This window comes from Clostridium sp. HCP1S3_C6 (assembly GCF_052066735.1).
Lineage (GTDB): Bacteria > Bacillota > Clostridia > Clostridiales > Clostridiaceae > Clostridium.
On the sequence record NZ_JBQHRN010000020.1, the window covers coordinates 1 to 25,629 of the forward strand.

The 25,629-nt window shown below is 27.0% G+C and carries 26 protein-coding genes and 1 riboswitch; of the genes, 9 read left to right on the forward strand and 17 right to left on the reverse strand.

Annotation, left to right across the window (positions count from 1 at the left end):
* Nucleotides 1-119: 119 nt before the first annotated feature.
* A complete protein-coding gene (locus ACTNAO_RS08230) occupies nucleotides 120-458 on the forward strand; it encodes an ATP-binding protein (protein ID WP_441027988.1) in 339 nt (112 codons plus the stop codon).
* A 110-nt stretch (nucleotides 459-568) separates the two neighbouring features.
* Here ACTNAO_RS08230 and ACTNAO_RS08235 read toward each other — a convergent pair whose 3' ends face one another.
* On the reverse strand, nucleotides 569-1,570 hold the full coding sequence (locus tag ACTNAO_RS08235; protein WP_441027989.1) for a GGGtGRT protein: 1,002 nt from the start codon (nucleotides 1,568-1,570) through the stop codon (nucleotides 569-571).
* A 30-nt stretch (nucleotides 1,571-1,600) separates the two neighbouring features.
* Nucleotides 1,601-2,293, reverse strand: coding sequence for an iron-sulfur cluster assembly scaffold protein (locus ACTNAO_RS08240; RefSeq protein WP_441027990.1), 693 nt, complete (start codon nucleotides 2,291-2,293; stop codon nucleotides 1,601-1,603).
* Between the two features lie 325 nt (nucleotides 2,294-2,618).
* On the opposite strand from ACTNAO_RS08240, the gene ACTNAO_RS08245 reads away from it, so the two are divergent.
* A complete protein-coding gene (locus ACTNAO_RS08245; protein WP_441027991.1) occupies nucleotides 2,619-2,918 on the forward strand; it encodes a hypothetical protein in 300 nt (99 codons plus the stop codon).
* 51 nt (nucleotides 2,919-2,969) lie between these two features.
* Here the strand turns inward: ACTNAO_RS08245 and ACTNAO_RS08250 are convergent, their stop codons facing one another.
* Nucleotides 2,970-4,142, reverse strand: coding sequence for a phosphoribosylaminoimidazolecarboxamide formyltransferase (locus tag ACTNAO_RS08250; protein WP_441027992.1), 1,173 nt, complete (start codon nucleotides 4,140-4,142; stop codon nucleotides 2,970-2,972).
* A gap of 35 nt (nucleotides 4,143-4,177) precedes the next feature.
* A riboswitch (ZMP/ZTP riboswitch) is annotated at nucleotides 4,178-4,259 on the reverse strand.
* A gap of 41 nt (nucleotides 4,260-4,300) precedes the next feature.
* Complete coding sequence (locus ACTNAO_RS08255) at nucleotides 4,301-5,374, reverse strand: hypothetical protein (protein ID WP_441027993.1); 1,074 nt, start codon at nucleotides 5,372-5,374, stop codon at nucleotides 4,301-4,303.
* A gap of 86 nt (nucleotides 5,375-5,460) precedes the next feature.
* On the opposite strand from ACTNAO_RS08255, the gene ACTNAO_RS08260 reads away from it, so the two are divergent.
* Entirely contained in the window at nucleotides 5,461-6,528 is a 1,068-nt protein-coding gene (locus tag ACTNAO_RS08260) for a phosphodiester glycosidase family protein (RefSeq protein WP_441027994.1), read from the forward strand.
* A 1-nt stretch (nucleotide 6,529) separates the two neighbouring features.
* Nucleotides 6,530-6,727: a hypothetical protein gene (locus ACTNAO_RS08265; protein ID WP_441027995.1), complete on the forward strand. Its 198-nt coding sequence runs from the start codon at nucleotides 6,530-6,532 to the stop codon at nucleotides 6,725-6,727.
* 25 nt (nucleotides 6,728-6,752) lie between these two features.
* Here ACTNAO_RS08265 and ACTNAO_RS08270 read toward each other — a convergent pair whose 3' ends face one another.
* A complete protein-coding gene (locus ACTNAO_RS08270; protein WP_441027996.1) occupies nucleotides 6,753-7,769 on the reverse strand; it encodes a hypothetical protein in 1,017 nt (338 codons plus the stop codon).
* A gap of 153 nt (nucleotides 7,770-7,922) precedes the next feature.
* On the opposite strand from ACTNAO_RS08270, the gene ACTNAO_RS08275 reads away from it, so the two are divergent.
* Nucleotides 7,923-8,441, forward strand: a complete 519-nt coding sequence (locus ACTNAO_RS08275) for a TspO/MBR family protein (protein WP_441027997.1) — start codon at nucleotides 7,923-7,925, stop codon at nucleotides 8,439-8,441.
* 80 nt (nucleotides 8,442-8,521) lie between these two features.
* Complete coding sequence (locus tag ACTNAO_RS08280; protein ID WP_441027998.1) at nucleotides 8,522-9,199, forward strand: hypothetical protein; 678 nt, start codon at nucleotides 8,522-8,524, stop codon at nucleotides 9,197-9,199.
* A 71-nt stretch (nucleotides 9,200-9,270) separates the two neighbouring features.
* Here ACTNAO_RS08280 and thiW read toward each other — a convergent pair whose 3' ends face one another.
* From thiW to ACTNAO_RS08315, 7 genes are all read right to left on the reverse strand, one after another.
* Complete coding sequence (gene thiW, locus ACTNAO_RS08285) at nucleotides 9,271-9,774, reverse strand: energy coupling factor transporter S component ThiW (protein ID WP_441027999.1); 504 nt, start codon at nucleotides 9,772-9,774, stop codon at nucleotides 9,271-9,273.
* A 91-nt stretch (nucleotides 9,775-9,865) separates the two neighbouring features.
* Entirely contained in the window at nucleotides 9,866-10,990 is a 1,125-nt protein-coding gene (locus ACTNAO_RS08290; protein ID WP_441028000.1) for an ABC transporter permease, read from the reverse strand.
* Entirely contained in the window at nucleotides 10,983-12,128 is a 1,146-nt protein-coding gene (locus ACTNAO_RS08295) for an ABC transporter permease (RefSeq protein WP_441028001.1), read from the reverse strand. Before ACTNAO_RS08295 ends, ACTNAO_RS08290 begins: the two co-directional genes overlap by 8 nt.
* An 11-nt stretch (nucleotides 12,129-12,139) precedes the next feature.
* Nucleotides 12,140-13,069, reverse strand: a complete 930-nt coding sequence (locus ACTNAO_RS08300; RefSeq protein WP_441028002.1) for an ATP-binding cassette domain-containing protein — start codon at nucleotides 13,067-13,069, stop codon at nucleotides 12,140-12,142.
* A gap of 123 nt (nucleotides 13,070-13,192) precedes the next feature.
* Nucleotides 13,193-13,813, reverse strand: coding sequence for a response regulator transcription factor (locus tag ACTNAO_RS08305; RefSeq protein ID WP_441028003.1), 621 nt, complete (start codon nucleotides 13,811-13,813; stop codon nucleotides 13,193-13,195).
* Nucleotides 13,814-13,816: 3 nt separating this feature from the next.
* The gene (locus ACTNAO_RS08310; protein WP_441028004.1) at nucleotides 13,817-14,926 is read right to left on the reverse strand and encodes a sensor histidine kinase; all 1,110 of its coding nucleotides are present in this window, start codon (nucleotides 14,924-14,926) and stop codon (nucleotides 13,817-13,819) included.
* Between the two features lie 144 nt (nucleotides 14,927-15,070).
* Entirely contained in the window at nucleotides 15,071-16,783 is a 1,713-nt protein-coding gene (locus tag ACTNAO_RS08315; protein ID WP_441028005.1) for a methyl-accepting chemotaxis protein, read from the reverse strand.
* A 252-nt stretch (nucleotides 16,784-17,035) separates the two neighbouring features.
* Here ACTNAO_RS08315 and ACTNAO_RS08320 point away from each other — a divergent pair, with 252 nt between their 5' ends.
* Entirely contained in the window at nucleotides 17,036-17,161 is a 126-nt protein-coding gene (locus ACTNAO_RS08320; protein WP_441028006.1) for a hypothetical protein, read from the forward strand.
* Nucleotides 17,162-17,215: 54 nt separating this feature from the next.
* Entirely contained in the window at nucleotides 17,216-18,496 is a 1,281-nt protein-coding gene (locus tag ACTNAO_RS08325) for a metallophosphoesterase family protein (RefSeq protein WP_441028007.1), read from the forward strand.
* Nucleotides 18,497-18,548: 52 nt separating this feature from the next.
* Here ACTNAO_RS08325 and trpB read toward each other — a convergent pair whose 3' ends face one another.
* Together trpB and thyX are read right to left on the reverse strand one after the other, a co-directional pair.
* Nucleotides 18,549-19,769: a tryptophan synthase subunit beta gene (gene trpB / locus ACTNAO_RS08330; RefSeq protein ID WP_441028008.1), complete on the reverse strand. Its 1,221-nt coding sequence runs from the start codon at nucleotides 19,767-19,769 to the stop codon at nucleotides 18,549-18,551.
* Nucleotides 19,770-19,898: 129 nt separating this feature from the next.
* The gene (thyX, locus tag ACTNAO_RS08335) at nucleotides 19,899-20,528 is read right to left on the reverse strand and encodes an FAD-dependent thymidylate synthase (protein ID WP_441028009.1); all 630 of its coding nucleotides are present in this window, start codon (nucleotides 20,526-20,528) and stop codon (nucleotides 19,899-19,901) included.
* A 194-nt stretch (nucleotides 20,529-20,722) separates the two neighbouring features.
* Between thyX and ACTNAO_RS08340 the strand changes: the two genes are divergently transcribed.
* The gene (locus tag ACTNAO_RS08340; protein ID WP_441028010.1) at nucleotides 20,723-22,030 is read left to right on the forward strand and encodes an alpha-amylase family glycosyl hydrolase; all 1,308 of its coding nucleotides are present in this window, start codon (nucleotides 20,723-20,725) and stop codon (nucleotides 22,028-22,030) included.
* Between the two features lie 197 nt (nucleotides 22,031-22,227).
* Here ACTNAO_RS08340 and ACTNAO_RS08345 read toward each other — a convergent pair whose 3' ends face one another.
* From ACTNAO_RS08345 to ACTNAO_RS08355, 3 genes are all read right to left on the reverse strand, one after another.
* A complete protein-coding gene (locus ACTNAO_RS08345) occupies nucleotides 22,228-23,169 on the reverse strand; it encodes an IS1/IS1595 family N-terminal zinc-binding domain-containing protein (protein ID WP_441028011.1) in 942 nt (313 codons plus the stop codon).
* A gap of 166 nt (nucleotides 23,170-23,335) precedes the next feature.
* Complete coding sequence (locus tag ACTNAO_RS08350; RefSeq protein ID WP_441028012.1) at nucleotides 23,336-24,064, reverse strand: amino acid ABC transporter ATP-binding protein; 729 nt, start codon at nucleotides 24,062-24,064, stop codon at nucleotides 23,336-23,338.
* Nucleotides 24,051-25,550, reverse strand: coding sequence for an ABC transporter permease subunit (locus ACTNAO_RS08355; RefSeq protein ID WP_441028013.1), 1,500 nt, complete (start codon nucleotides 25,548-25,550; stop codon nucleotides 24,051-24,053). The genes ACTNAO_RS08350 and ACTNAO_RS08355 overlap by 14 nt, the downstream gene beginning before the upstream one ends.
* Nucleotides 25,551-25,629: the final 79 nt, after the last annotated feature.

Genomic DNA, 25,629 nt, shown 5'->3' on the forward strand with positions numbered 1-25,629 from the left:
ACGACTGTGGAGTATCATATCAAATGCAAGTAGTTTTTATAACAAAAGCAGATACATTGAAACAGTAAAATTCTTAAAATGTTTATATTTGATTACATTTTAAGTAGCAGATAATTTTTATGGCTACAACTCTTGGCGTTAGAAAAAGAAATGGTGGCTGGGAATACAGAGTTGAAGCAGCTAGTAAACGTTATCTGACATACTTTATAAGTTGCCATGATTTAATACAAAATCTTAGAAAAGCATACAATGAAAACAGATTAGAAGCTAGATTGAAACATTATAATAAATATAAACTTTTAATAATTGATGAAATTGGTTATTTACCAATAGATAAATTAGGTGCTAATTTATTCTTTCAATTAATAACTAAACGTTATGAACATAATTCTACCATAATTACTACCAAGATATTTTTTGCATTTTTTTATACTACCTCCTCACACCTAAGAACGTGAGCAAGCTTTTTATATAAAAAAAAGATGTTCACATTTTCAGATATATTTATCTGCTAAATGCGAACATCTTAAAATTAGTCTAAATACTTATAAACACTAGGTTTTTTATACTACTTGTTCATACCTTCTTCAACTGCAACAGCAACTGCAACAGTAGCACCAACCATTGGGTTGTTACCCATACCGATAAGACCCATCATTTCAACGTGAGCTGGAACTGATGAAGATCCTGCAAATTGTGCATCTGAGTGCATTCTTCCCATAGTATCAGTCATACCATAAGAAGCTGGACCTGCTGCCATGTTATCTGGGTGAAGAGTTCTTCCAGTACCACCACCTGATGCAACTGAGAAGTATTTCTTACCTTGTTCGATACATTCTTTCTTATAAGTACCTGCAACTGGATGTTGGAATCTAGTTGGGTTAGTTGAGTTACCAGTGATTGATACGTCAACACCTTCTAAGTGCATTATAGCAACACCTTCTCTAACATCATTAGCTCCATAACATCTAACTTTAGCTCTATCTCCATTTGAGTAAGCTTTTTCAGATACTATTGTAACTTTTCCTGTATAGAAATCAAAATCAGTTTGAACATAAGTGAAACCGTTGATTCTTGAAATTACTTTTGCAGCATCTTTTCCAAGACCATTTAAGATAACTCTTAAAGGTTCTTTTCTTACTTTGTTTGCTTTTTCAGCTATTTTAATAGCACCTTCTGCAGCAGCAAAACTTTCGTGACCAGCAAGGAATGCAAAACATTTAGTTTCTTCTCTTAAAAGCATAGCTCCTAAGTTACCATGTCCTAAACCAACTTTTCTGTCATCTGCAACTGAACCAGGAATACAGAATGCTTGTAATCCTTCTCCGATAGCTTCAGCAGCATCAGCAGCTTTTTTACATCCTTTCTTTATTGCTATAGCAGCACCTAAAGTATATGCCCATCCAGCATTTTCAAATGCTATTGGTTGAGTTTCCTTAACTATTGTATATGGATCTATTCCAATTGATGCACAAACTTCTTTAGCATCTTCTATTTTTTCCATTCCGTATTTCTTTAATACTGGAGTGATTTGATCAATTCTTCTTTCATAACTTTCAAATAATGGCATTTTAAAAATCCTCCTTATAATCTATATATACTATTCGTTTCTTGGGTTAACAAATTTAACTGCATCGTCAACTCTTCCGTATTGACCTTTAGCTTTTTCTAAAGCTTCATTAGCATCCATACCCTTAGAGATGTTTTCCATCATCTTTCCTAAGTGAACGAATTTGTATCCGATTATTTCGTTATCATTGTCAAGTGCAACATCTGTTACATATCCTTCAGCCATTTCTAAATATCTAGGACCTTTAGCTTGAGTACCATACATAGTACCAACTTGGCTTCTAAGACCTTTACCTAAATCTTCAAGACCTGCTCCTATAGGTAGTCCACCTTCTGAGAAAGCAGTTTGAGTTCTTCCATAAACTATTTGTAAGAATAATTCTCTCATAGCTGTATTTATAGCATCACAAACTAAATCTGTGTTTAAAGCTTCTAATATAGTTTTTCCTGGTAATATTTCAGATGCCATTGCAGCAGAATGAGTCATTCCTGAGCATCCTATAGTTTCAACTAATGCTTCTTCAATTATTCCATCCTTAACATTTAAAGTTAACTTACACGCTCCTTGTTGTGGTGCACACCAACCAATTCCATGAGTTAATCCTGAAATATCCTTAACTTCTTTTGATCTTACCCATTTTCCTTCTTCTGGGATTGGTGCTGGACCATGATTTGTGCCTCTATTAACTACGCACATTTCTTCAACTTCTCTTGAATACATCATACTTAATTTCTCCTCCCGAATTATTATAACTTCAACAAATAATAAGCTATATAATTTATTGGTCATTATTGGTCAAAAATTGTCCCACTGGGGTAATTTTATCCTAAATCTATTCTAGCAAAAGTCTTCCTTTCAAACAACCTTCATTTTTAAATTTTTATGATTTTTTAACTATTTTTTTTATTTTTTTATAAAAATATAACATTTTAATATTTTTTTATACATAATTTTATAGACACAAAGTAATAATTATAATATGATATTTATATAGTTATTATATTTTTCAACTATAATAAATTTAAATTTATGGATGGAGGTAATGAGAATGATTGTAAAATGTATTGATAATAACTTATGCTCTACTTTAACTTTGCACAAAGAATATAAAGTTATTGAAGAAGCTCCTGAATACTATGTTATAGTAGATGATGATAGAAATGAAATAACTTGTAGAAAATCAAGATTTTCTATAATAGAAGATGGTGATTTAACTAAAAAAGTTAAAGCAACTGTTAATGAACTTACTCACCAATTAGAATGTGATTGTCCAGATATTAAAGATTTTAATATCAGAAAAAATTCTAAAGGTGAAATAAAAGAAATAATAATTAAGTTTAAATACTAAAATAAAAAGTATGCCAAAATTTTTTAGCATACTTTTTTTATTTTCTTAATTTTAATGGTGGAACAATCTAAGACCTGTAAATGCCATAGCAATATCATATTTATCACAAGTTTCTATAACATTATCATCTCTTATTGAACCACCTGGCTGAGCTATATATTTAACTCCACTTTTATGGGCTCTTTCAATGTTATCTCCAAATGGGAAGAATGCATCTGAACCAAGAGCAACATCTGTCATTGTAGCAAGCCATGCTTTCTTTTCTTCCATTGTAAGTACTTCTGGCTTTTTAGTAAATACCCTTTGCCATTCCCCATCTCTTAATACATCATCATGTTCTTCTGATATATAAACATCAATAGCATTATCTCTATCTGCTCTTCTTATATCTTCTTTAAATGGAAGATTTAATACCTTTGGATTTTGTCTTAAATACCATGTATCAGCTTTATTTCCTGCAAGTCTTGTGCAATGAATTCTTGATTGCTGACCAGCACCAATTCCTATAGCTTGACCACCCTTTACATAGCATACTGAATTAGATTGAGTGTATTTTAATGTAATTAATGAAATAATTAAATCAATTTTAGCTTCTTTTGATAAAGTCTTGTTTTTAGTTGGAAGATTATTTAAAAGTTCTTCTGAAATTTTTGAATTGTTTCTTCCTTGCTCAAAGCATACACCATAAACTTGTTTAGTTTCTTGTGCTTCTGGTTCATAATTTGGATCCATTTGAATTACAAGATATGTGCCTTTACGCTTTTTCTTTAATATTTCTAATGCTTCCTTAGAATATGATGGTGCAATAATACCATCAGAAACTTCTCTGCTTAAAAATTCTGCAGTTTGTTTATCACATTCATCTGATAATGCAACAAAATCTCCATAAGAAGACATTCTATCTGCTCCTCTTGCTCTTATATAAGCAGTAGCCATATCTGAAAGTTCAATTCCTTCTACAAAATATACCTTTTTTAATGTTTCGTCTAAAGGAATAGAAACTGCTGCACCTGCAGGGCTAACGTGCTTAAATGATGCTGCCGCTTTAAGTCCTGTAGCTTCTTTTAATTCTTTTACAAGCTGCCAGCTGTTAAATGCATCAAGAAGATTAATATAACCAGGTCTACCATTTAAAATAGTAATAGGAAGCTCACCATTTTTCATATAAATTTTAGCTGGTTTTTGATTAGGATTACATCCATACTTTAATTCTAATTCTTTCATATGTTACACTCCTTTATGTAAGAAAGAGTAAAATTACTCTTTGCCCAGACGGTCGGCTTAATTAATAAATTATACTTCATGTGGTCAATTCCACTTCCGTCAGTCGTATAACTAATAATAAAATATCATTTTTTTATCATTTGGTCAAATTAATAACTTTACAATATTTTGTATTCTGAAATTTTAAAATCATTATCACAATTATCATTATTTAGCGCTTTTAATGTAATTAACAGTTCCTCATTAGTCACTTTTATATTATTACATCCTGAACTTTTTTTATCTGAAAAGTTTTCTTTATAATCATCAGTAAATCTATATAATCTTAAAAAGCATCTAATATTTATTTTTATTGTGCTCCTATCTTCATATATATTAATAAGTTTTATGTCATTAACAGAACATTCAAAAACATTTTCATAGGATTTTACAATATCATATAAATCTAAGTTATGAACAATTCCTTGAAGATCATTTTCATTATTTGCATAATGTACAGCTTTTATTTTCCAAACTAAACCTAATAAAAATGCATTTAAATTTATAAGGGGATATTTTTTGTAAAATTGTAATTCAGCACTTGAATTTATTGTTCTTTTCTTTTTCTTGTTTCTTCTTTTTTTGATCTTAGGAACTATTTTTACTATTAATATTGATAATACAGTAGCTAAAATAGCATATCTAATAAAAATCATTGTACCACCAATACTTTTAAGCTTAAAAAAAAGTCCTACTAAAAACAATAAATACAAAAGAAATATAACAATGTATTTAAAAAAACTTTGTTTTATATTTTCATTTAAATATTTAGTATTACAGCTTTCTATAAAGCCTTTTTGAGAATCATTATTATAATTTATTAAATACTCTAAATGAGACTTTTCCTTACCTTTATATAAAACTTCATCGTAACATATGTATTCTTTACAAATTGTATTTTTTATATCTACATAAAGATTTCTACTATTTATATTTTTTGAAAAAGCCTTTTTTATTTCCTCTTCCTTTATTTTTATACTTCTTCTTATATTATATTTATCAAATTTTTCCTTCTGCATTTTTATTATTTTTTTATAATTATTGCTACATAAAGAAAAAAACTCTTCATTTTTATCATCTTCAAAAAATTCATCCTTTAATTTTTGAAAATATTTTAAATCTTTATGGAGTTTTTCATCATTATTTATATTATCCTTTAAAAATTTATCATTACCAATTGTATTATTTTCCAAATTATCACCATCTTTATATTTTACTTATAATAAAAAAGTCTTATAATATTATAATAGTTTAACATAAAATCTGGGAGGATTTTTATATGATAATAAAAAAAATATTAAAAATACTTTTTTTTACTATATTAGATATATCATTAATATCTCTTATAGTTTTTTCTAATTATTATTTTGTATACTTAATGCCTCATAAAGAAAAAAACGAAGAAAATAAGCAAGTAGAAAATAGTATACAATCAGATAAAGATTTATCTGAAAATATTCAAAATAATTCTACTTATAAAAGCTCTAATGTATCTGTAACTATTAGTAAAAAAATATATGTTAATTCAGCTGATTCATCTATTGTAAATAAAGATTCTAATAGCAAATCCTCTGAAAAATCAAATTTAGATTTATCTAATTATAATATGTACAATCCTTCTATAAATAATGAAAATAGTAAGGATGAAGATCTTAATAAAAATGATAATATGAAAAATACTACTAATTATTATGTAGCCGATATATATATTGCAAATATAAATAGTTTAAAAACACACTTTGCCAAAAGCACTTATGGTACTGGATATACTGATTCACTACTTAATATGTCAAAGGAAAATAAATCTATTATATCTATAAACGGTGATTCTTATAGCTACAATAAGTCAAAAAATTCAGCTGGTCCTTTAATAAGAAATGGCACAGTATATAGACTTGAAGATACAACCTCTGATGTATGTATACTTTATAATAATGGAATTATGGAAACATACACAAATGATGAATATAAATCAAAAGACATTAATTATAATGATGTGTATCAAACATGGGTTTTTGGTCCATGCCTTTTAGATAAGGAAGGTAAAGCTTCTAAAACATTTAATACATCAAGCTACATAAAAGGATATCATCCAAGAACAGCCATTGGATATTTTAGTCCAGGACATTACTGTTTTGTAGTAGTAGATGGCAGAGGCTTAAATTCTTCTAATGGTCTTCTTCTAGATGATCTTGCAAAGATTTTTGAATCACTTGGATGTAAATCAGCTTACAATCTTGATGGAGGCCACTGTTCTTTTATGACTTTTAATAATGATTATATTAATAGTCCAAGTAATAAAAGTACAGAAATTACTGATGGAATATTTATAGAGGAGGTAAACTAGTTTGAGAAAAATATTATGTCATATATCTATTATACTTGCAGGAACATTTATTGTGTTTTTAATACTTGATTTGCTTAATCCACTTATGAATTTTGTTTCTAACTTCTTTTCCTGTATACTTCTACTTATTTTTTGTATTGTTGCAATAATAAACTCAATTTTATTTATTGTTACTATAAACAGAGAAAAAAGCAAATAAGATTTAATAGTGCCCAAAACCCTATCTAATTTGGGCACTTAAAACAGCTATTTTCAATTCTTGTAAAATACAAAAAGAACATGCAAATACATATAATTAGAATATAATTTGAGATACTTATTCTATTTTCTGCCTTTCTTACTGTTGTAATGTCTTCATTTTTTATTGCTAGATCTACCATATCTCCATTCTTTAATTTGTCAATAGATTCTAATGATACTTTTTGTTTTCTACCCTTATAGTAAAAATCAAATGTATATCTACTATTTTTTGCTGTATATGTTTTTGTTTCATTGTCAAAATGTTTATCTTCAGTAACTCTTGCGCTAACAATATCCCAAGATAGTGAATTTTTTATAATATAATTATTATAAAAATTTAATAACAACTTTACAGAAACTCCTAAAATAATCAAACTACAACCTATGTATATATATACTTTTTTATTATTAAAACTTATATCTTTCAACTTTGAATATTTTTTATCAACTCTTCTTATATGATTTTCTTTTTTATTTTTTCTTAACATTACAGAATTAATGCTTTTAATTTCATTATATCTTATACTTCTGTTTTTTGAAGTTTTTGTATTCTTAATGGTAAATGTTATAATAGTAGCTAATATGATATTTATGGTAATTGTAGCTATTATAATCCATTTAGCAGTAATATATTGAGATGCTAATGATATAACCCTAATATCATTTATATTATTTTTATTTATCATAAGATCTATTTTTGTTCCTGTTTTATAATATCTATTTGAAATAACCCTTCTTTCAATTACTTTATTATAATCTTTATATTCTACTTTTAAAGATGATGATGTATCAGAAAAATATGTAGGTTCTATAACCTTTCCAGTTACCATTTCATATTCACCGCTTTTTAAATTAGCATAATTTCTATATACATCTGAAAAAAGAACTATAAAACTTCCAATTAAAAATATATTTATAACAATAATTAATCCAATTAAGTTTTTAACATTTTCCCTTCCTTTAGGTTTATAATTAATAAAATTAATATCATCAATTTTCACATACAAAACCTCTTTTTAGCTATAATAATCCATACAATTTTATTACAATATTAATTTTATGTCAAATTATTGATTATTTTACTTATATTTCAACAAAAAAAGACTACTCATAAAAATGCATAAAATATAATAAAATACTTGGAGGTGATGTATATGAAAAAATGCCGTAAATTCAATTTTTTAGAATTTATAAAATGTTTAATTATTCCTATCTTAACTGGATTTATATCATATTTACTTACAAAAAATAACATGAATATATATGATGTAATAAAAAAGCCTTTTTTATCACCACCACCTATAGTTTTTATGATAGTATGGCCTATTTTATATATTTTAATGGGTACCTCTTTCTATTTAACACAATCTTGTAAAAGTGGTTATAGCCAAAATTTAGATTATAATTTTCATAGAAAAAAAAGTGCATCAATAATCTTTTATATTCAGCTGTTTTTTAATTTTATATGGTCATTAATATTTTTTAATTTAAGACTTTATTTTGTATCATTTATATGTTTAATAGTCTTATTATCATTTGTAATTATTATGTTTTTTAAATTTTATAAACTCAACAAAACATCAGCTTTTCTTCAAATTCCTTATATTACTTGGATTGTTTTTGCTGGTTACTTAAATTTATCTATATATTTACTAAATGAAGCATTTATATAGCATTAATTCATGACTATTGATAATCCCATAAAAATATGATTAAATAATAATTGTATAAAATTTTAAGGGGGATAATTTTAATGTCAGAAAATAATTACAATGGATTTAACAGCCAAAATAATAAAAATTTTCAAAATGACTTTTATAGTGACCAATCTCAAACTGCAGCAAATAATAGAAATGATTTTTATAACAATGCCAATGTTCAAAACAATATGAACAATCAATATCAAAATAACATGAATAATCAAAATAATTATAACAATCAATACCAAAATGGTTTTAATAACCAATATCAAAATGGATATAATAATCAATACCAAAATTCATATAATAATCAATATCAAAATGGTTTTAATAACCAATACCAAAATAACTATAATATGCAAAGTTCTTCTGACTTTACAGGATATTTTGATCAAATAGATATAGAAAATAATAAGATAATAAGCGGTTTATCTTATCTTGGAATTTTATTCTTCTTACCACTTGTTGCTGCTCCAAATTCAAGATTTGGAAAATTCCATGCAAATCAGTCATTAGTATTATTAATCTCTTCTGTTTGTGTGCAAATATTATCTTATGCATTTTCATTTTTCTACAACATATTACCATGGAGTTTATATAAGCTATTAAGATCTGTTCCTAAATTACTTTCTTTTGTAATATTAATAGCCTTTATATATGGGTTGGTAACAGCTCTAATGGGTAAAGCTAAAGAAATTCCTGTACTTGGATCTATAAAAATAATAAAATAATAATTACAAAAAGCGTGACTCCATATGAATTTAAAATTATGGAATCACGCTTATTTTTATATGAACACTTTTTAATTTAAAGCATTATTTTGTATAATTTTTTTTACAAATGGCACCTTGAAAAATACATAAGCTATAATAGCTCCACCTATACATGATATTAAAAATGGAATAAGATAAGTAAATACAGCTACATTCTTACCCATAAAAAGCGATGCTACTGGATAAGCTAAAAGGGATCCTATAATTCCCGTACCAATAATCTCTCCTATTAATGCACCTTCAGTTTTCTTTGTAATCTTATATAAAATTCCTGACACAAGTGCACCTACCATACTTCCTGGGAAAGCTAAAAGACTTCCTGTACCAATGACATTTCTTAAAATTGATGTAATAAATGCACATATAACAGAATATAAAGGGCCTAAAGTAATTGATGCTGTTACATTAATAAAATGCTGAACAGGAGACATTTTTCCACCAAATACAGGAACAGATAATGTTCCAAGAACTGTTGCAATTGCTATATAAATTCCACTAAGAACGATTTTTTTAACTTTTAATTTTTCTTTCATTATATATTACCTGCTTTTATAATAATTTTATGCCAGCAATATAATTATTGCTGGCATTGTTATACTATCATTTAAGATATTCCCTGTCAAATTATTCTCTATTCTTAACTAGTACTATTTTATTTCTTGTAAAGAATATACTAAGAAGGAATAATAAAAGTGAAATTAATATTACAGCTCCAACTATTGGCATTACGCTTAAAATATCATTATTATTTTGAAGTCTTTCTATAGCTACCATAATCCATCTTATAGGAAGAAAATTACCTATAGCTTGAAGAGCAGATCCCATAAATTCAAATGGCCAAAATGCTCCACTTAACATGAATATTGGAACAATAGCTGCAGTTAAAGATAAGTTATATACGGTTTTATCCTTTATAAGTGATCCAACAAACATACTAAATACTACACTAAGAAGTACTGATGATAGAAGAATTATCAATAGATACCAAGAATTATCAAAACCAAAATCAAAATCATTTACTATACAAATAATGTAATATTCTATAGCTGGCACACATGCAAGTAAGAAATATATAATGCATTGACCACCAAAATAAGTTTTTTCAGATACCTTAGACATAAGAATTCTTTCTTTTGTACCAAGCTTTTCATCTTCTAAAGTATATTCACAAATAACTCCAGCTGAAACAACCATCAAGTATAGTATCACACCAAAAGCATCTTTAATATTAGTTCTTTTATTTTTATCAGTTGTTTCTAGTTCAGGCTTATTATTTTCAAATTCATTTACTATATTTTCAAGATTATCATTATTTACTTTCACATTACTTGCAATAGTAGACAAGGACTTAATTTCATTTTCAATTGTATTTTCTAGTATTGATTTGTAATCACTTTCTGATATTGAATAAAAATCTATAGGACATTCATCACCATTAAGTATTTTATCTGAAAAATCTTCATCAATCTTTAATACCATCTCATAATTATGAAATGCCAACTTCTGCTTATAATTTTCATTTTCGTCTATATTATCAATTTCAATACCATCCATATCTTGAAGCTTGTCTTGTAATACATCCCCAAGTTTTCCCTTATCATTATTAATAATTGCAATTGGGAAATATGATGTAGAACTATTCATTGAAGAAAATAATAATATTATTCCTATTGGCAAAATAAAGGTAGTTATTATAAAGCTTTTTCTTTTAAATAAAACTTTACATATATTTTTTATTATACTAAACATCTGACAATGCCCCCCTTTTCTTATTTATTAGTAAATAAATAACAAGCATTATTATTGATAAAGCTATAGGAACTATAAGTGCAATTATATAGCTATCTGTTTTAATACCACATATCATGCTGTTAGTTGATATGCTAATCCAATATATAGGACTCAACTTACAAACTGTTGCCATAAACTGTGAATTTGTTATTTCATAAAGTGGTACGTAACAACCTCCAAATGCACAAATAAAAATTATAACTGTATTTAATATACCAGTTGCTGATCCTTCTTTATTTACTGAAACTCCCACAACAACTCCTGACATTGATGCAAATAATGCTAATGTAATAAATAGTAATATAAATTTAAATGTATTTTCTCCCCAGTTCACATTTAGGAATATACTTGAATATGCCCAAACTAAAACTGTCTGAACTACACCTATTAATGTTCCAAAAATAACTTTTGCAAAAATCATCTTTCCTTCAGAAACCTTAGAAAGCCTTACTCTGTTAATAGTTGTAAGCTCCTTTTCTTTAAATGTAGATAGAGATGTAATGGTAGAAACATACAAAATAATTAAAGCAAGTTCTGCAAAAGTATAATATTCTGATGATGATGAATTCCTTAAATCATCTGTTTCATCATTTAATACATCATCTATTTTACTTTCCACCACATTCATCATTGCCATAGGATCTTCCTCTGCAATTGTTTTATATGTAGAAAAATTATTAAGAACATTCTCCATAATTTGTTTAAATACTTTTGATTTAGTATCATCACCATTTTTAGATGTATACATTGAAAAACCATCTTCTGTTACTTTAACAAAAGCAACTGCATCATAAGAATCAATTTCATCTTTTACATTATCTAACTTGTCTTCTTTAAAATCTATGGTAACTTGGTCACTTACAGCATCTTTAAAGGTATTAAATCCATCTTTATATTGTGAATTATCATCAACGGAATAATATACAACTGACTTTTCATCTTCGCTTCCAAATATATTTAAATTTCCATTCATTATACTATCTAGACCTAAAGCTAATGTAGTAATTAATACAATTGGAAAAACAAATAATAATACAACATTTGATTTTTTACGAACAAATTGTTTAAATTCCTTGTTTAATAATGAAATAAACACATTTATCACCCCTATTCTCTTAATTGTTTTCCAGTTAAAGCTAAAAATACATTTTCAAGAGTTGGTTTTTCACTTGAAAAACTAATAACCTGACCTCCTAAGCTATAAGCTATCTCTATTACTTTTGTCATTAAGTTAGTATTTTTCAAGCTAGTAATTTTGTATTCTCCATCATTTTCAATTACTTTTTCTACCTCTGATATTTCCATTAACTTATCTTCTAGTCCTTTTATTCTCTTAGATAATATTAATTTAAAAACATTCTTATCTCCTACTAAATTCTTTAATTCATCACTAGTTCCCTCTGCAATAACATGTCCCTTATCAATTATTGATATTTTATCAGAAATATCCTCAACTTCTTGCATATAATGAGATGTATAAATAATTGTTGCTCCTTCATCTCTAAGTTTTAAAACTGATTCTAAAATATGATTTCTTGACTGTGGATCTATACCTACTGTTGGTTCATCCATAATAATAAGTTTTGGTGAATGAGCTATAGCACATCCTATATTAAGTCTTCTTTTCATACCACCTGAAAAAGTATCTGCTTTTTTATCCTTCACATCAGTAAGGCCAATAAAATCTAATGTTTTTGCAGTTCTCTTTTTAAGTTCTTCACCTTTGTATCCATATAATGAACAAAAAAATCTAATATTTTCTTCTGCTGTTAAATCAAAATAAATTGCAAAATCCTGTGGAACTATTCCTATATTTTCTTTCCATTTTCTTATATTATTAACTTTTTCCTCATAAATTATTTCACCAGAAGTCTTGTTTTTAAGGCCGCATATCATACTTATTAAAGTACTTTTTCCAGCACCATTAGGTCCTAATATTCCATATATTTGTCCTTTTTCTACTGTTAGGTTTATACCATCAACAGCAACATTGTCATCATATTCTTTTACAATATTTTTTATTTCTAATAATTTCATACTTACATCTCCTTATTTCTTTTATTTAGATAAAACTTATATTTATTTTATATTCATATTATATAAAAAAAAATGATATTTCTTTAGTTAGAAATATCATCTTTCTATATGACTTTTGTCACATTAAAAATTCCCCTTCAAATAATTTACAGCAATTGCAGTTCTATGTTCTAGTTGAGTTTTATCTAAAATATTTGTTATATAATTTCTTACTGTTCCTTCTGATATAAATAATTTTGCACTTATTTCTTTATTACTTAATCCCTCACTAATAGCAACTATTATTTCTTTTTCTCTATCTGTAAAATTATATTTGCAAAATTCTATAGTTTTACTTTTGCCATGTATTTTATCTAATATATTTTCATTTAACACCACCGTATCATTATATACAGACATAATTGAATGAACAATTTGCTCTGGAGAACTATTTTTTAAAATATATCCTTTAGCACCATATTCCATTGCTTCGTTTATATAATCTTCTTCATCAAATGTTGTTAATACAAGACATTTAGTTTTGGTTTTTTCAACTATTTCTTTTATAGCTTGTACACCATTCACTTCTGGCATTCTTATATCTACTAAGGCCACATCAACTAAGTTATTTGTACAAAAATCAATAGCTTCTTTGCCATTTTCGCACATACCAATTACTTCTATATCACCCTTTAATGGTAATAATATTTTTAAACTTTCTCTAATTAAGCTATCATCATCACATATTATTATCTTTACACTCAATTTCTAGTCCTCCAATATTATAATCATATTTATTATAAAACCATTATCACATGAATAATTTACTCTTCCATTAATTTTTTCTATTCTTTCTTCCATTCCTCTTAATCCAAGCCCCTTATTTACCCTTTTACATCCTATTCCATTATCTTTTATTTCTACCCTAATAACTTTATTATAACAATAAATAGATACTTCTATTTTAGTGGCTTCTGAATATTTTGCACAGTTTGTTAATGCTTCTTTTATATTTAAAGTTATTGCCTCTAAATATTTGCTTTTTATTTTTGATGTATCACCTTTAATGTTAAAAAGAGTTTTTATGGATGTTTCATATTGAAATTTTAGTAATAATTCTTTAATGTCCTCAAAATTATATACTTTATTTTCAGGCTTTATATTTGATAAAAAACTTCTTATTTCATCCATTCCTTCTCTTAAATTATTCATTGCATTTTTCAAGAACTTTTTACTTAATTCTTTATCTTTATCTATCATTTCAAGAGTTACTTCAAGCTGCATTAATGATCCTGTTATTCTATGTCCCAAACTATCATGAAGTTTTTGAGATATATAATTCCTTTCCTTTAATGTTGCAACTACTCTGCTTTGTTCTACATATTTATCAAAATTATTTATTTTATTTACTAAATCAAAGTTCCTATATCTTGTATTTCTATTTAATTTTCTTAATTTTTCAGTAGAAATAATATTGTTATTAACCTCATCTAAAAGAAATAGTATAATCATATTATAACCTATAATTTCTATAGTGAGATACCCATATGTAATAAATGTAAGTAACATATTAATTACAAAAATAAAATACTTATTAATATAATTTCTCAAGGCATAGTAAGTAATAAAGGGACATAAACATACAATATAATTTATATTAAGAATAAAACAAATAAAACATATAATTATTTGTAAAAAAATATAGAATACTTTATTTTTTTCATTAAGTGATATAGCTAACTGTAATATACATATTAATACTATTGCACAAATTTCTCTAAGGGATTGCATAAGACCAACAAATCCATTATAAGTAATTACATATACACTAATAAATATACTTACAATCATCATATATTTAATAATTCTATCTTTCATATTATCTCCACTTCTGTTTTTTATTATATTATACCACAAGACTTTTTCCATAAAAAAAGTATATTACCTCTCCTCTTATAATTATTTTTATTAAAAAATAAGGGCCTCCTATGAATTTATTTCTTCATAAGAAGTCCTATTTATCTAAATTTTAAATATTGATACGCTTTTTTCTAAGTCCTCTGCTAAATCTTTTAATTTTTCTGATGACTTAGATACCTTTTCTATTGTGCTTGCTAGTTCATTCATAGATGCTGTTGTTTCCTCTGTAGATGCAGCATTTTCTTCTGCAATTGCAGATAAGTTTTGTAAAATGTCAATTATTCCATCTTTTACTTTATCAAGTCCTTCAGCTTGGTTACTTATTTCATGTATATCTTCTACAGATTTAATCACTCCATTACTTACAACTTTAAAAGTATCTTTAGTTTGGGTAATTTTAACTTTCTGGTTATTAACAGCTTCTTCTACATTTTTCATAATTGAAACAGTTCTATCTGATTCAACTGCAAGTTCTTGTATAGATTGCTCTATTGTTTTAGCTGACTTATTTGATTCATCTGCAAGCTTTTGAATTTCTTCTGCAACAACAGCAAATCCTTTGCCTGCTTCTCCAGCCCTTGCAGCTTCAATACTTGCATTTAATGCTAAAAGATTAGTTTGGTCTGCAATTTCTGTAATAAGTTCAATTGCATTTTTAATTTTATTAACTGCTTCATTTGTTTTTTCTGTTTGTTGTGCAATTTTTGTTACTGAATCTATTGTAACATTATTATATTCACTAGATTCTTCAATTATTTTATCTGCATCACTTTCAGCTTTACTTATAGCTCCAGTACTACTATCTAAGTTATCGACATTATCTTTTATATTTTTAATTAAGTCACCCATATTTATAGATTTTTCTGAAGCATTTTGAGTATTTTCAGCTTGTGACATAGCACCATTTGATATTTCATTCATAGCTCTATTTACAGATTCTGTATTTCTTAAGCAATCATCAGATATTACCTCTAATTGTGATGAATGATCTATTAATGATTTTGAAGCATCTATTGTTTTTCCTATAAGGGATTTAAGACTATCTTTTAACTCTTCTGAAACTTTGGCTATTAATCCTATTTCATCTTTTCTGTCTATATATTTTTTATCAATAGATTTTGATAAATCACCCTTAGAAAGAATCATAAGATATTCGCAAACACCATTTATGGATTTGGCTATAGAATTTGATCTTATATAAATTACCCCTGCTGCTATAATAATAGCTAAAAAGCCAAAAATCGCTTGACGTATTATACCAGAATATGCTATAGAATCAACTTTACCTGTTGGTTTTCCAGCAACAGATACTCCAATAACTTCTCCTGACTTATCTTTTATAGGCACATAATATACATAATAATTTGTTCCTTCAATATCTAATTTCTTGCTAAAATATGTATTTCCCTTATTAATAACTTCTTCAATAATTTCATGGCTGGCTTTAGTTCCTACAACTCTATCTCCTTTACTATCTTTCACTGAACTTGCAACTCTTGTATCACCCGCAAAGATAGTAACATCAATATTTGTATGTTCTTTTATAGAATCAACAAATTCATTATCAATTCCTATTGCAAAATTACCTTTTTTCAAATTACCAGCACTATCTTTAACTATATCACCTTCAGTTCCCTTCTCTAAAACATCTAATACACTATAAGCTACACCTTCTAACCCTTCCTTCACTTCGTTATCAAGATTTTTTCTTAAAGTTAAATCAGTAACAGCAGATAATATCATTACTATTATAAAAATTATAATATTTGTTACCACCACTAAATCAGTTTTCATACTTCTCTTAACTTTTACCATATTACTTCCCCCTAATAATTTATAATTTTACACATAGCTATTTCATATAATTCATTATCGTATTCTATCGAAATTTATTTATCTTTTCCAACAAAATTAACTTTTTATTTACTTAAATTAATTTTTATTTACAATTAAAATCATCCTTTAATATAAAATTAACTTTATTTTTAAATAAAATTTGAGCTATTTTTAACAAATTATATTTATATTATTATTGAATCAAAAATAAATACTAAAGGAGATTTTATTATGAAAAAAACTTTAAATACTCTCTTATCACTCTTTACTATTGCCATATTAATGGTAACAATGTTTTTTAGCTCGAAACCAAGTGCTGATGATACAAAGGCTACAGCAACTCAACAGATACCATAACAGTTTATTTTGATAACAGTTATACAAATTGGGATGAAGTAAGCATATACTACTATGGTGATGCTTCTAATAAATGGCTTAAATTCAAAAACAAAATATACATATACAATTACTTCAGGAGATAAATCATTTGATGGAAGCTTTACTACAACTACTGCATTAAATGATTCAGGTGATGACACAATAAAATTTGCTTTTCTTGCTGATACTCAAGTATCTAATAGTATAAATGCCAAAGCTTTTGGAGCAACTTGCAATATGATAAATAAAAAAAATGATATTAATCTTGTGTATATAGCTGGTGATATTACAAACAATGCAGATGATGAAAGCCAATATGAAAATCTTTTTAATAACGGAGGTTTATATAAAGACCAAGGTCAAAATATGTTTTCTAATCACCTACTTGCCGTAACTCAAGGAAATCATGATGTTTCAAATTTTACAGGACATATAACTGCACCTTCTGCCTCTTCAGATGTTTCTGATGCTGTTTACTCATTTAATTATGGCGCTGCAAAATTCATAGTACTAAATCTTGAAACTGCCAAAAGTAATGATGAAATAAGAAATGCCCAAAAGGAATATTTAGAAAAAGAAGTTAAAGAAGCAAAAGATAATAACAAGTGGGTTATAGTATCTTTCCACAAATCAATTTATACTGGAGCTTCACATATTGTTGATTCAGATATAAAAGCAGCTAGAGAATACTGGGGACCTATTTTATCAGACCTAAATGTAGATATAGTTTTAGAAGGTCATGACCATGTATATGCAAGAGGGTTTATCACAAAAGAAGGTAACAATGCAAATCTTGCACAAAATAATGATGGTTCTTATTTCAAACATAATGGTTCTCCATTATATATGGTAGGCGGACATGCTGGTGGACTTAAATGGTATAAAAAAATTGATTACAAAGTTTCAGAGGGAGATCCACTAAGTACAAATTACTCTTTCCTTGATATAAATTCAGCAGATGCTAAATATAACCAAGATGGATTGACAAGTTCAGATAAACAAGAACAATTTTACACAATATTTGAAGTATCAAAGGATAAAATTTCCAGTAAAACATATACCTTTAAATACGACACCAATACTGATACCATTATTAAAGAACCTGTAATTTACGACAGTATAACAATTTCCAAGGAACAAATTAGCACAAACACACCTTCAACAACTGATACTCCACAAATAAGTACAAATACACCATCTGATACATTTGATTCACATGATATGAAAGTACTTGTATACGGAAGTATAGCATTAATTTATATAATTGGATTAGCAAAAATAAATTTAAGAAAAAAGCAAAAAGTTACTAAATAATTTTATAGATATAAAAAAGTTTCTCAGATTATAATCTAAGAAACTTTTTTTATTATTTAAAGAATTGTTCTCCAAGTCCATATTTTTCTACAGCATAATCTATATCCTTATCGCCTCTTCCACTTAAGCATACAAGAATAGATCCCTGCTTCATTTCCTTTGCTCTTCTCATAGCATATGCAACAGCATGAGCACTTTCAATTGCTGGTATTATACCTTCATATCTTGATAATTTATAAAATGCCTCCATGGCTTCTTCATCAGATACAGTATTATAATTTACTCTTCCTAAATCATGTAAAAATGCATGTTCAGGTCCTACTGATGGATAATCAAGACCACTGGCAATTGAATAAACAGGTGCCGGATTACCATCTTTATCTTTAAGCATTATACTTTCAAATCCATGCATAATTCCTTTTTCTCCAAATGACATTGAAGCTGCATGATCTCCTAATTTTTTTCCTCTTCCAAGTGGTTCAATTCCAACTATTTCAGTAGCTGGCTCATCAAGAAATGGTATAAACATACCAATAGAATTACTTCCTCCTCCAACAGCTGCACATACAACCTCTGGCATAAGTCCTGTCATTTCTTTAAATTGATCCTTAGCTTCATAACCAATTACAGATTGAAAATCACGAACCATAAGTGGGAATGGATGTGGTCCCAATGCTGAACCAATACAATAAATAGAATCTTTGTAATTCTTAGCATATGATTCAAAAGCAGAATCTACTGCTTCTTTTAATGTTTTTAACCCATGAGTAACAGGTACTACTTTAGCACCTAATATTTTCATTCTTGTAACATTAGGAGCTTGCTTTTTTATGTCAACTTCTCCCATATGTATTTCACATTCAAGTCCAAAGTAAGCTGCTGCTGTAGCAAGTGCTACACCATGTTGTCCAGCACCAGTTTCTGCTATAAGCCTTTTTTTACCCATGTATTTTGCAAGAAGTCCTTCACCCATACAATGATTAAGTTTATGGGCACCAGTATGATTTAAATCTTCTCTTTTTAAATAAATTTGACAATTTCCAATTGTTCTTGATAATCTGTCAGCATGATATACTGGAGTTGGTCTTCCTTGAAACTCTTTTCTAATTCTTCTAAGTTCATTTATAAATTTTGAAGAATGGCATATTGTTTGATATGCTTCTGATATTTCTTCAAAAGCTGGTTTTAATTCATCACTTAAATATGCGCCACCATATGGTCCAAATCTCCCATTTTCATCAGGATAATTTTTTAAATAAGTTCTATAATCCATTATATTCCCCCTATATTTAATTATTAAAATTTAAAATTCTTTAATAAGTATACCATTTATATGCTTTATTGTGAACTTTTTCTTAATATATAATAAATGAATCTAGTAAAACTACCAGATTCTAAAAAACTATTCTTCAACTTTAATATTTCCAAATAGCAATGGAAGTTTTTCTTTAAAAATATTTAAAATCATAATTGCAACTTCTCTCATTTGAGGATGTGCTGCTTTATCACACCTTAATAAAAAGAAATGTCTCCATTCTCTTAAGTTCATTGTCATTACAATTTCTGTTTTAATTGAGTTTGGAAGTATTGATCTAGCTTCCTGTGGCTTTGCCCCAGCTCTTATAAGTTCCATATATTCATTTTCAACATTTTGCATTGAATTTTTCCAAATTTCATATTTATGTGAACCTTCTTCAAAAAAACAAGGTTTTATAAATGTAAGTTCATTTCCAAATTTATCATTTGAGTAATTACAATATCTTGTACTTTCCTGACTATAACTTGCTATTCTGTGTCTTACAATTTCGTGAGTTACGCCCCTATCACATATAATTCTAACAGATATACTTTCGTGTTCTATAACAGATTCATGATTTCTATTTAAAATGTTAGAAATAAATTTTTCTGCTGATTCGTCATTTATATTTCCTTCACTTTTATAACAAACTCTACCTATTCTTTCAAGCTTTTTTATAATTCTTTGGCTATCTATTTCATCTTCTAATTTTATACTTGGGTTTATTATTTTCATAGCATTTCCTCCAATTTTTTTTACTTTTTATATTATATATTACTTTGCTCTAAATATCTATAAGTTATTTTTGGGCTTTTAGATAATAATTATAAATGTTTTTTAATAAAATAGTAAATATCTATTTAGAACAATAATCCCTTATACGATAAATAAGTATATACAAACTTATACAAAACAAGGAGGAAATATTAATGTGGGCTTATAATAGTGTTTTTTATCAAATATATCCATTAGGATTTTGTGGAGCACCTTTTGAAAATGATGGCATATTAGAATCAAGAATATTAAAGGTTATTGATTGGATTCCACATATAAAGAAAATTGGAGCTAATGCAATATACTTTTCACCTGTTTTTGAATCTGACACTCATGGATATAACACAAGAGATTATACAAAAATAGATACAAGACTAGGTACTAATGAAGACTTTAAAAAAGTTTGTGCAAAGTTACATGAAAATGGAATAAAAGTAGTTTTAGATGGTGTATTTAATCATGTAGGTAGAGGTTTCTTTGGATTTCAAGATGTACTAAAAAACAGAGAAAATTCAAAATATAAAGATTGGTTTCATATAGATTTTGGCGGAAACTCTAATTACAATGATGGTTTATGGTATGAAGGTTGGGAAGGTAACTTTGACTTAGTAAAATTAAATCTTAAAAACGAAGAAGTAATAAATCATATTTTTAATGCAATTAAAGGCTGGGTAGATGAATTTGATATTGATGGTCTAAGACTTGATGTTGCTTATTGTCTTGATAAGGACTTTTTAAAAAGGCTTAGAAGTTTTACTGATAATTTAAAACCTGAATTTCTTTTACTAGGTGAACTTCTACATGGCGACTATAATCAATTTGTTAATAATGAAATGCTTCATAGCTGCACAAATTATGAATGTTATAAAGGATTATTTTCAAGCTTTAACAGTATGAACATGTTTGAAATTGTCCATTCACTTTTAAGACAATTTGGTCCAGAAAATTGGACACTTTATAAAGGTAAACATTTATTATCATTTGTAGATAATCATGATGTATCAAGAATAGCAAGTAACTTAACTAATAAAAATCATTTGCCATTAATTTATGCTATGGCTTTTGGAATGCCAGGAATCCCTTGTATATACTACGGAAGTGAATGGGGAGCAGAAGGCAATAAAAGTGATGGGGACAATGCCCTTCGTGCATGCTTTGATACTTTTATAGAAAATGATTTGTCTGATTGGATAAGCAAACTTGCTTCTGCACACAAAAGCAGTAAAGCATTATGTAATGGTAATTTTAAATCTGTTGTTCTTACTAATCATCAATGTATTTTTGAAAGAGATTTTGAGGGTGAAAGGATTTTAGTATGCATAAATGCTGGAGATTATGACTATACTGCTCATTTTGATGCAGGTGCTTCTGCTGCCATAGATTTAATATCAAATAACGAAGTTAAATTTGAAGGCGGATTAACTTTACCACCTTATTCAGCAAGCTATTTAAAAATAAAATAGTTTTTGTGAAAATAATCTCATACAAGCTTTGGATGATAATTTATTGTCCAAGGCTTTTATTATGTATATAGATTATTATAATAAAACTATACGTAGTGTTTTTAATATAAGTGATACTTTATTTATGGTATGCATAAAATAATTAAAAATCTCTTATTATAAATAATATTAGTACATAAAAAATATAGTAAAATCTTTTATGCTATGAGTGGCAATCGCTCCTTATAGTTTTTTATAAAAAGGGGCATACTTACTCTATAAAAAAGTGGACACGATTTTATCTTATTCATATTTATAAATTTAAATAGTGCAAGATAATTTGACAAATATTTTGTTGCAACTCCTCTATATGGGCAAAAAAAGTTATAAACATCCATGGAAATAAAATTAATATCATTAAAATTATATTTATTTTGCTCATTTGCATCTAGTTCAAAAAAATTTACTAATGAGAATACATTATTTAATTTTTTATATCTTCTCAAATTAATGTTATTTGAAATTAGTTTTGTAACTTCATTAGTATTATTATTAAAAAATTTTATAAGATTATATTCTGGAATTAATCCACTAGTTCTACCTATTGGTGAAAGTAATTTATTTTTTGTATCATCTGCTAATAAAACACAAACTTTTTTTCTTTTTAGGAATTCAAATGGTGTCAAATAACTTTTATATGCAGGTCTTGGCATTTTAAATTTACTTTTACTATGATTTCCTTTAAAAGATTCATTAAATAATATTGCTCTACATTTTATAAATCCTGAAAGAAATTTAATTTTTTCATTTTCTCTTATTGCATCTAATATTTTATGTCTCCAATAAAAAGCTGTTGAAGTTGATATATTTACTTTTTTAGAAATTTCACGAAGAGAATACTGTTTATAAAGACATTCTAAAAATCTAATCCATAAATTTATATTTTTTTTAGAATTATATATTGGTGTATTAGTTTCATTTATAAATGATTTTTTACAATCTTTACATAAATATCTTTGTTTATTTTTATTTTTTCCATTCTTAACTATATTAATATTGGAACAAAAAGGACATTGCAATTTATTATTATGAAACAATGTATTATATATAGTTTTAGTGCATTTTTCCATATTTAAATGTTTAGTCTTTTTTTGAAACATAATTAACCCCTTATAAGTAAAAAAATAAAGATGTATGCTTTATTTCACATATCATCTTTATTATTGACAAATTTATAAATTTTATTCACTTACAAGTATTTTTTATTATCACTACTATTCATAACACTACGTATAGATTTATATGCATTAATATATTTACTAAATATTACTTTACAATAACTTTACTTAAAAATGCTTTTGTTCTTTCATGTTTAGGATTACCAAATACTTCATCTGGAGTACCCTCTTCTAAAATATATCCTCCATCCATAAATACAACCTTATCAGCTACTTCTTTAGCAAAATTCATTTCATGAGTTACAACTGCCATTGTCATACCATCCTTTGCAAGTGACTTCATAACTTCTAAAACTTCACCAACCATTTCAGGATCTAGAGCAGATGTTGGTTCATCAAAAAGAATTGCTTTAGGCTCCATAGCTAAAGTTCTTGCAATTGCAACTCTTTGCTTTTGGCCGCCTGAAAGTTGACTTATATAATTATCAGCCTTATCTAATAACCCAACACGTTTTAAAAGAGATTTTGCTTTATCTTCTGCTTCCTTTTTAGTTAAACCTTTAAGCTTAATTGGCGCAAGGGTAATATTTTCAAGCACTGTTAAATTATTAAATAAATTAAAATGTTGGAATACCATTCCTATTTCCTGTCTAACTTTATTTATTTTCACATGAGGCTTTGTAATATCTTCATTATCAATAATAATATTACCTGCTGTAGGAACTTCAAGCATATTTAAGCATCTTAAAAAAGTACTTTTACCTGATCCTGATGGACCTATAAATACAACACATTGACCTTTTTCTATATTATAATTAATTCCTTTTAAAACCTCTAATTCACCAAAAGATTTTTTTAAATTTTTAACGCATATCACCTTGACGCAACCTCCTTTCAGTTTCTTTAACAATCTTTGTTAATATCATAACTATTACAAAATAAACTATTGCTATTGCAATAAGAGGCAAAAATGTTTCATATGTTCTTGATATAATAAAATCTGCAGCCTTAGTTAAATCTTGAATGGCAATATATCCAACAATTGATGTTTCCTTTAAAAGTGCAACAAATTCATTTCCAAGGGCTGGCAAACAATTCTTAACAGATTGAGGAAGGACTATATATCTCATAGTTTGACCATAAGTAAATCCAAGAGAAAGACCACCTTCCATTTGTCCATTATCTACTGCCATAATACCTGCTCTAATATTTTCTGCTACATACGCAGAACTATTTAACCCAAAGGTTAAAACTGCAGCTATAAAACCATAATGACTCTTAAATATAACCATATACATTATCAAAAGTTGAACAACAACTGGAGTTCCTCTTAAAACGCTTATATATGCTCCTGCTAACCTTGACAATACAGTTTTTCTTTTATTCTTTACTTCTGTCATTTTCATAAAAGCAATTATAAATCCTAAAATTGTTCCAATTATTATTGCAAAAACTGTAATTGCTATTGTTAAACCCAAACCTTTTAAAAGCAGTTTATAGCCATTTGTATCAACAAACACATATTTAATTTTATGAGCAGTTTTAACAAAGAAATTTTGAGAATCTGATTCATTAGTTGATTGTTCCTTATTTATATACTCATCAACAAGTTTATCAAACTCACCATTTTCTTTAATCTCTTCAAGTCCTTTATTTATATCATCTAATAATTCTTTATTTCCCTTAGCTACTGCAATTGCATATGATTCAGTTGACTCTTCATCTTCAATAAGTTCTAGAGAATCACTATTTAGAGAAACATATTTTTTTGCTGGACTCTTATCTATAACAACTGCATCTACTCCACCATTCTTTAGTTCAAGTACAGCATCTGATCCCTTTTTAAATCTTTTAACATTTGTATTAGCATTTGTTATTCTTTCATTATTTTCAGATGGTGTAACTAAAATATCTCCTGTTGTTCCCTCTTGAACAGCTATTTCTTTTCCATTTAAATCTTCAATGGAAGATACACTACTTCCCTTTTGAATAATTATGCATTGAGTTGCATTATAATAAGTATCTGAAAAATCTACACTTTCTTTTCTTTCATCTGTAACTGTCATTCCTGCAATTACAGCATCTAAGCTTCCTGTTTTTAATGCTGCCGTTAATGACTTAAATTCCATATTTTTAAATTCAACATCATACCCTATTGACTTTCCTATAGCCTTCATAACAGCTGGATCAAATCCATCAATTTCTCCCTTTTCATTTATATACTCAAAAGGTTCAAATTCCGCATTTGTACCAACTACTATTTTTTTATTGTTGCCTAAAATGCTACTATTACTTGAACACCCAAACATAAAGACACTAATAAGTAACATAAATGAAATTAATAAAAATCTTATTTTTTTCATGCCTACCTCCATTTAATAATAAAAAATATGACACCTTTCTATATGAAAGGTGCCTAAGATACAAATTTACTTTCATCTT

Coding starts and splice junctions, on each gene's coding strand:
- ACTNAO_RS08230 (WP_441027988.1), top strand. CDS start 120: ATGGCTACAACTCTTGGCGTTAGAAAAAGAAATGGTGGCTGGGAATAC.
- ACTNAO_RS08235 (WP_441027989.1), bottom strand. CDS start 1,570: ATGCCATTATTTGAAAGTTATGAAAGAAGAATTGATCAAATCACTCCA.
- ACTNAO_RS08240 (WP_441027990.1), bottom strand. CDS start 2,293: ATGATGTATTCAAGAGAAGTTGAAGAAATGTGCGTAGTTAATAGAGGC.
- ACTNAO_RS08245 (WP_441027991.1), top strand. CDS start 2,619: ATGATTGTAAAATGTATTGATAATAACTTATGCTCTACTTTAACTTTG.
- ACTNAO_RS08250 (WP_441027992.1), bottom strand. CDS start 4,142: ATGAAAGAATTAGAATTAAAGTATGGATGTAATCCTAATCAAAAACCA.
- ACTNAO_RS08260 (WP_441027994.1), top strand. CDS start 5,461: ATGATAATAAAAAAAATATTAAAAATACTTTTTTTTACTATATTAGAT.
- ACTNAO_RS08275 (WP_441027997.1), top strand. CDS start 7,923: ATGAAAAAATGCCGTAAATTCAATTTTTTAGAATTTATAAAATGTTTA.
- ACTNAO_RS08280 (WP_441027998.1), top strand. CDS start 8,522: ATGTCAGAAAATAATTACAATGGATTTAACAGCCAAAATAATAAAAAT.
- thiW (WP_441027999.1), bottom strand. CDS start 9,774: ATGAAAGAAAAATTAAAAGTTAAAAAAATCGTTCTTAGTGGAATTTAT.
- ACTNAO_RS08290 (WP_441028000.1), bottom strand. CDS start 10,990: ATGTTTAGTATAATAAAAAATATATGTAAAGTTTTATTTAAAAGAAAA.
- ACTNAO_RS08300 (WP_441028002.1), bottom strand. CDS start 13,069: ATGAAATTATTAGAAATAAAAAATATTGTAAAAGAATATGATGACAAT.
- ACTNAO_RS08310 (WP_441028004.1), bottom strand. CDS start 14,926: ATGAAAGATAGAATTATTAAATATATGATGATTGTAAGTATATTTATT.
- ACTNAO_RS08315 (WP_441028005.1), bottom strand. CDS start 16,783: ATGGTAAAAGTTAAGAGAAGTATGAAAACTGATTTAGTGGTGGTAACA.
- ACTNAO_RS08320 (WP_441028006.1), top strand. CDS start 17,036: ATGAAAAAAACTTTAAATACTCTCTTATCACTCTTTACTATTGCCATA.
- ACTNAO_RS08325 (WP_441028007.1), top strand. CDS start 17,216: ATGGTGATGCTTCTAATAAATGGCTTAAATTCAAAAACAAAATATACA.
- trpB (WP_441028008.1), bottom strand. CDS start 19,769: ATGGATTATAGAACTTATTTAAAAAATTATCCTGATGAAAATGGGAGA.
- thyX (WP_441028009.1), bottom strand. CDS start 20,528: ATGAAAATAATAAACCCAAGTATAAAATTAGAAGATGAAATAGATAGC.
- ACTNAO_RS08340 (WP_441028010.1), top strand. CDS start 20,723: ATGTGGGCTTATAATAGTGTTTTTTATCAAATATATCCATTAGGATTT.
- ACTNAO_RS08345 (WP_441028011.1), bottom strand. CDS start 23,169: ATGTTTCAAAAAAAGACTAAACATTTAAATATGGAAAAATGCACTAAA.
- ACTNAO_RS08355 (WP_441028013.1), bottom strand. CDS start 25,550: ATGAAAAAAATAAGATTTTTATTAATTTCATTTATGTTACTTATTAGT.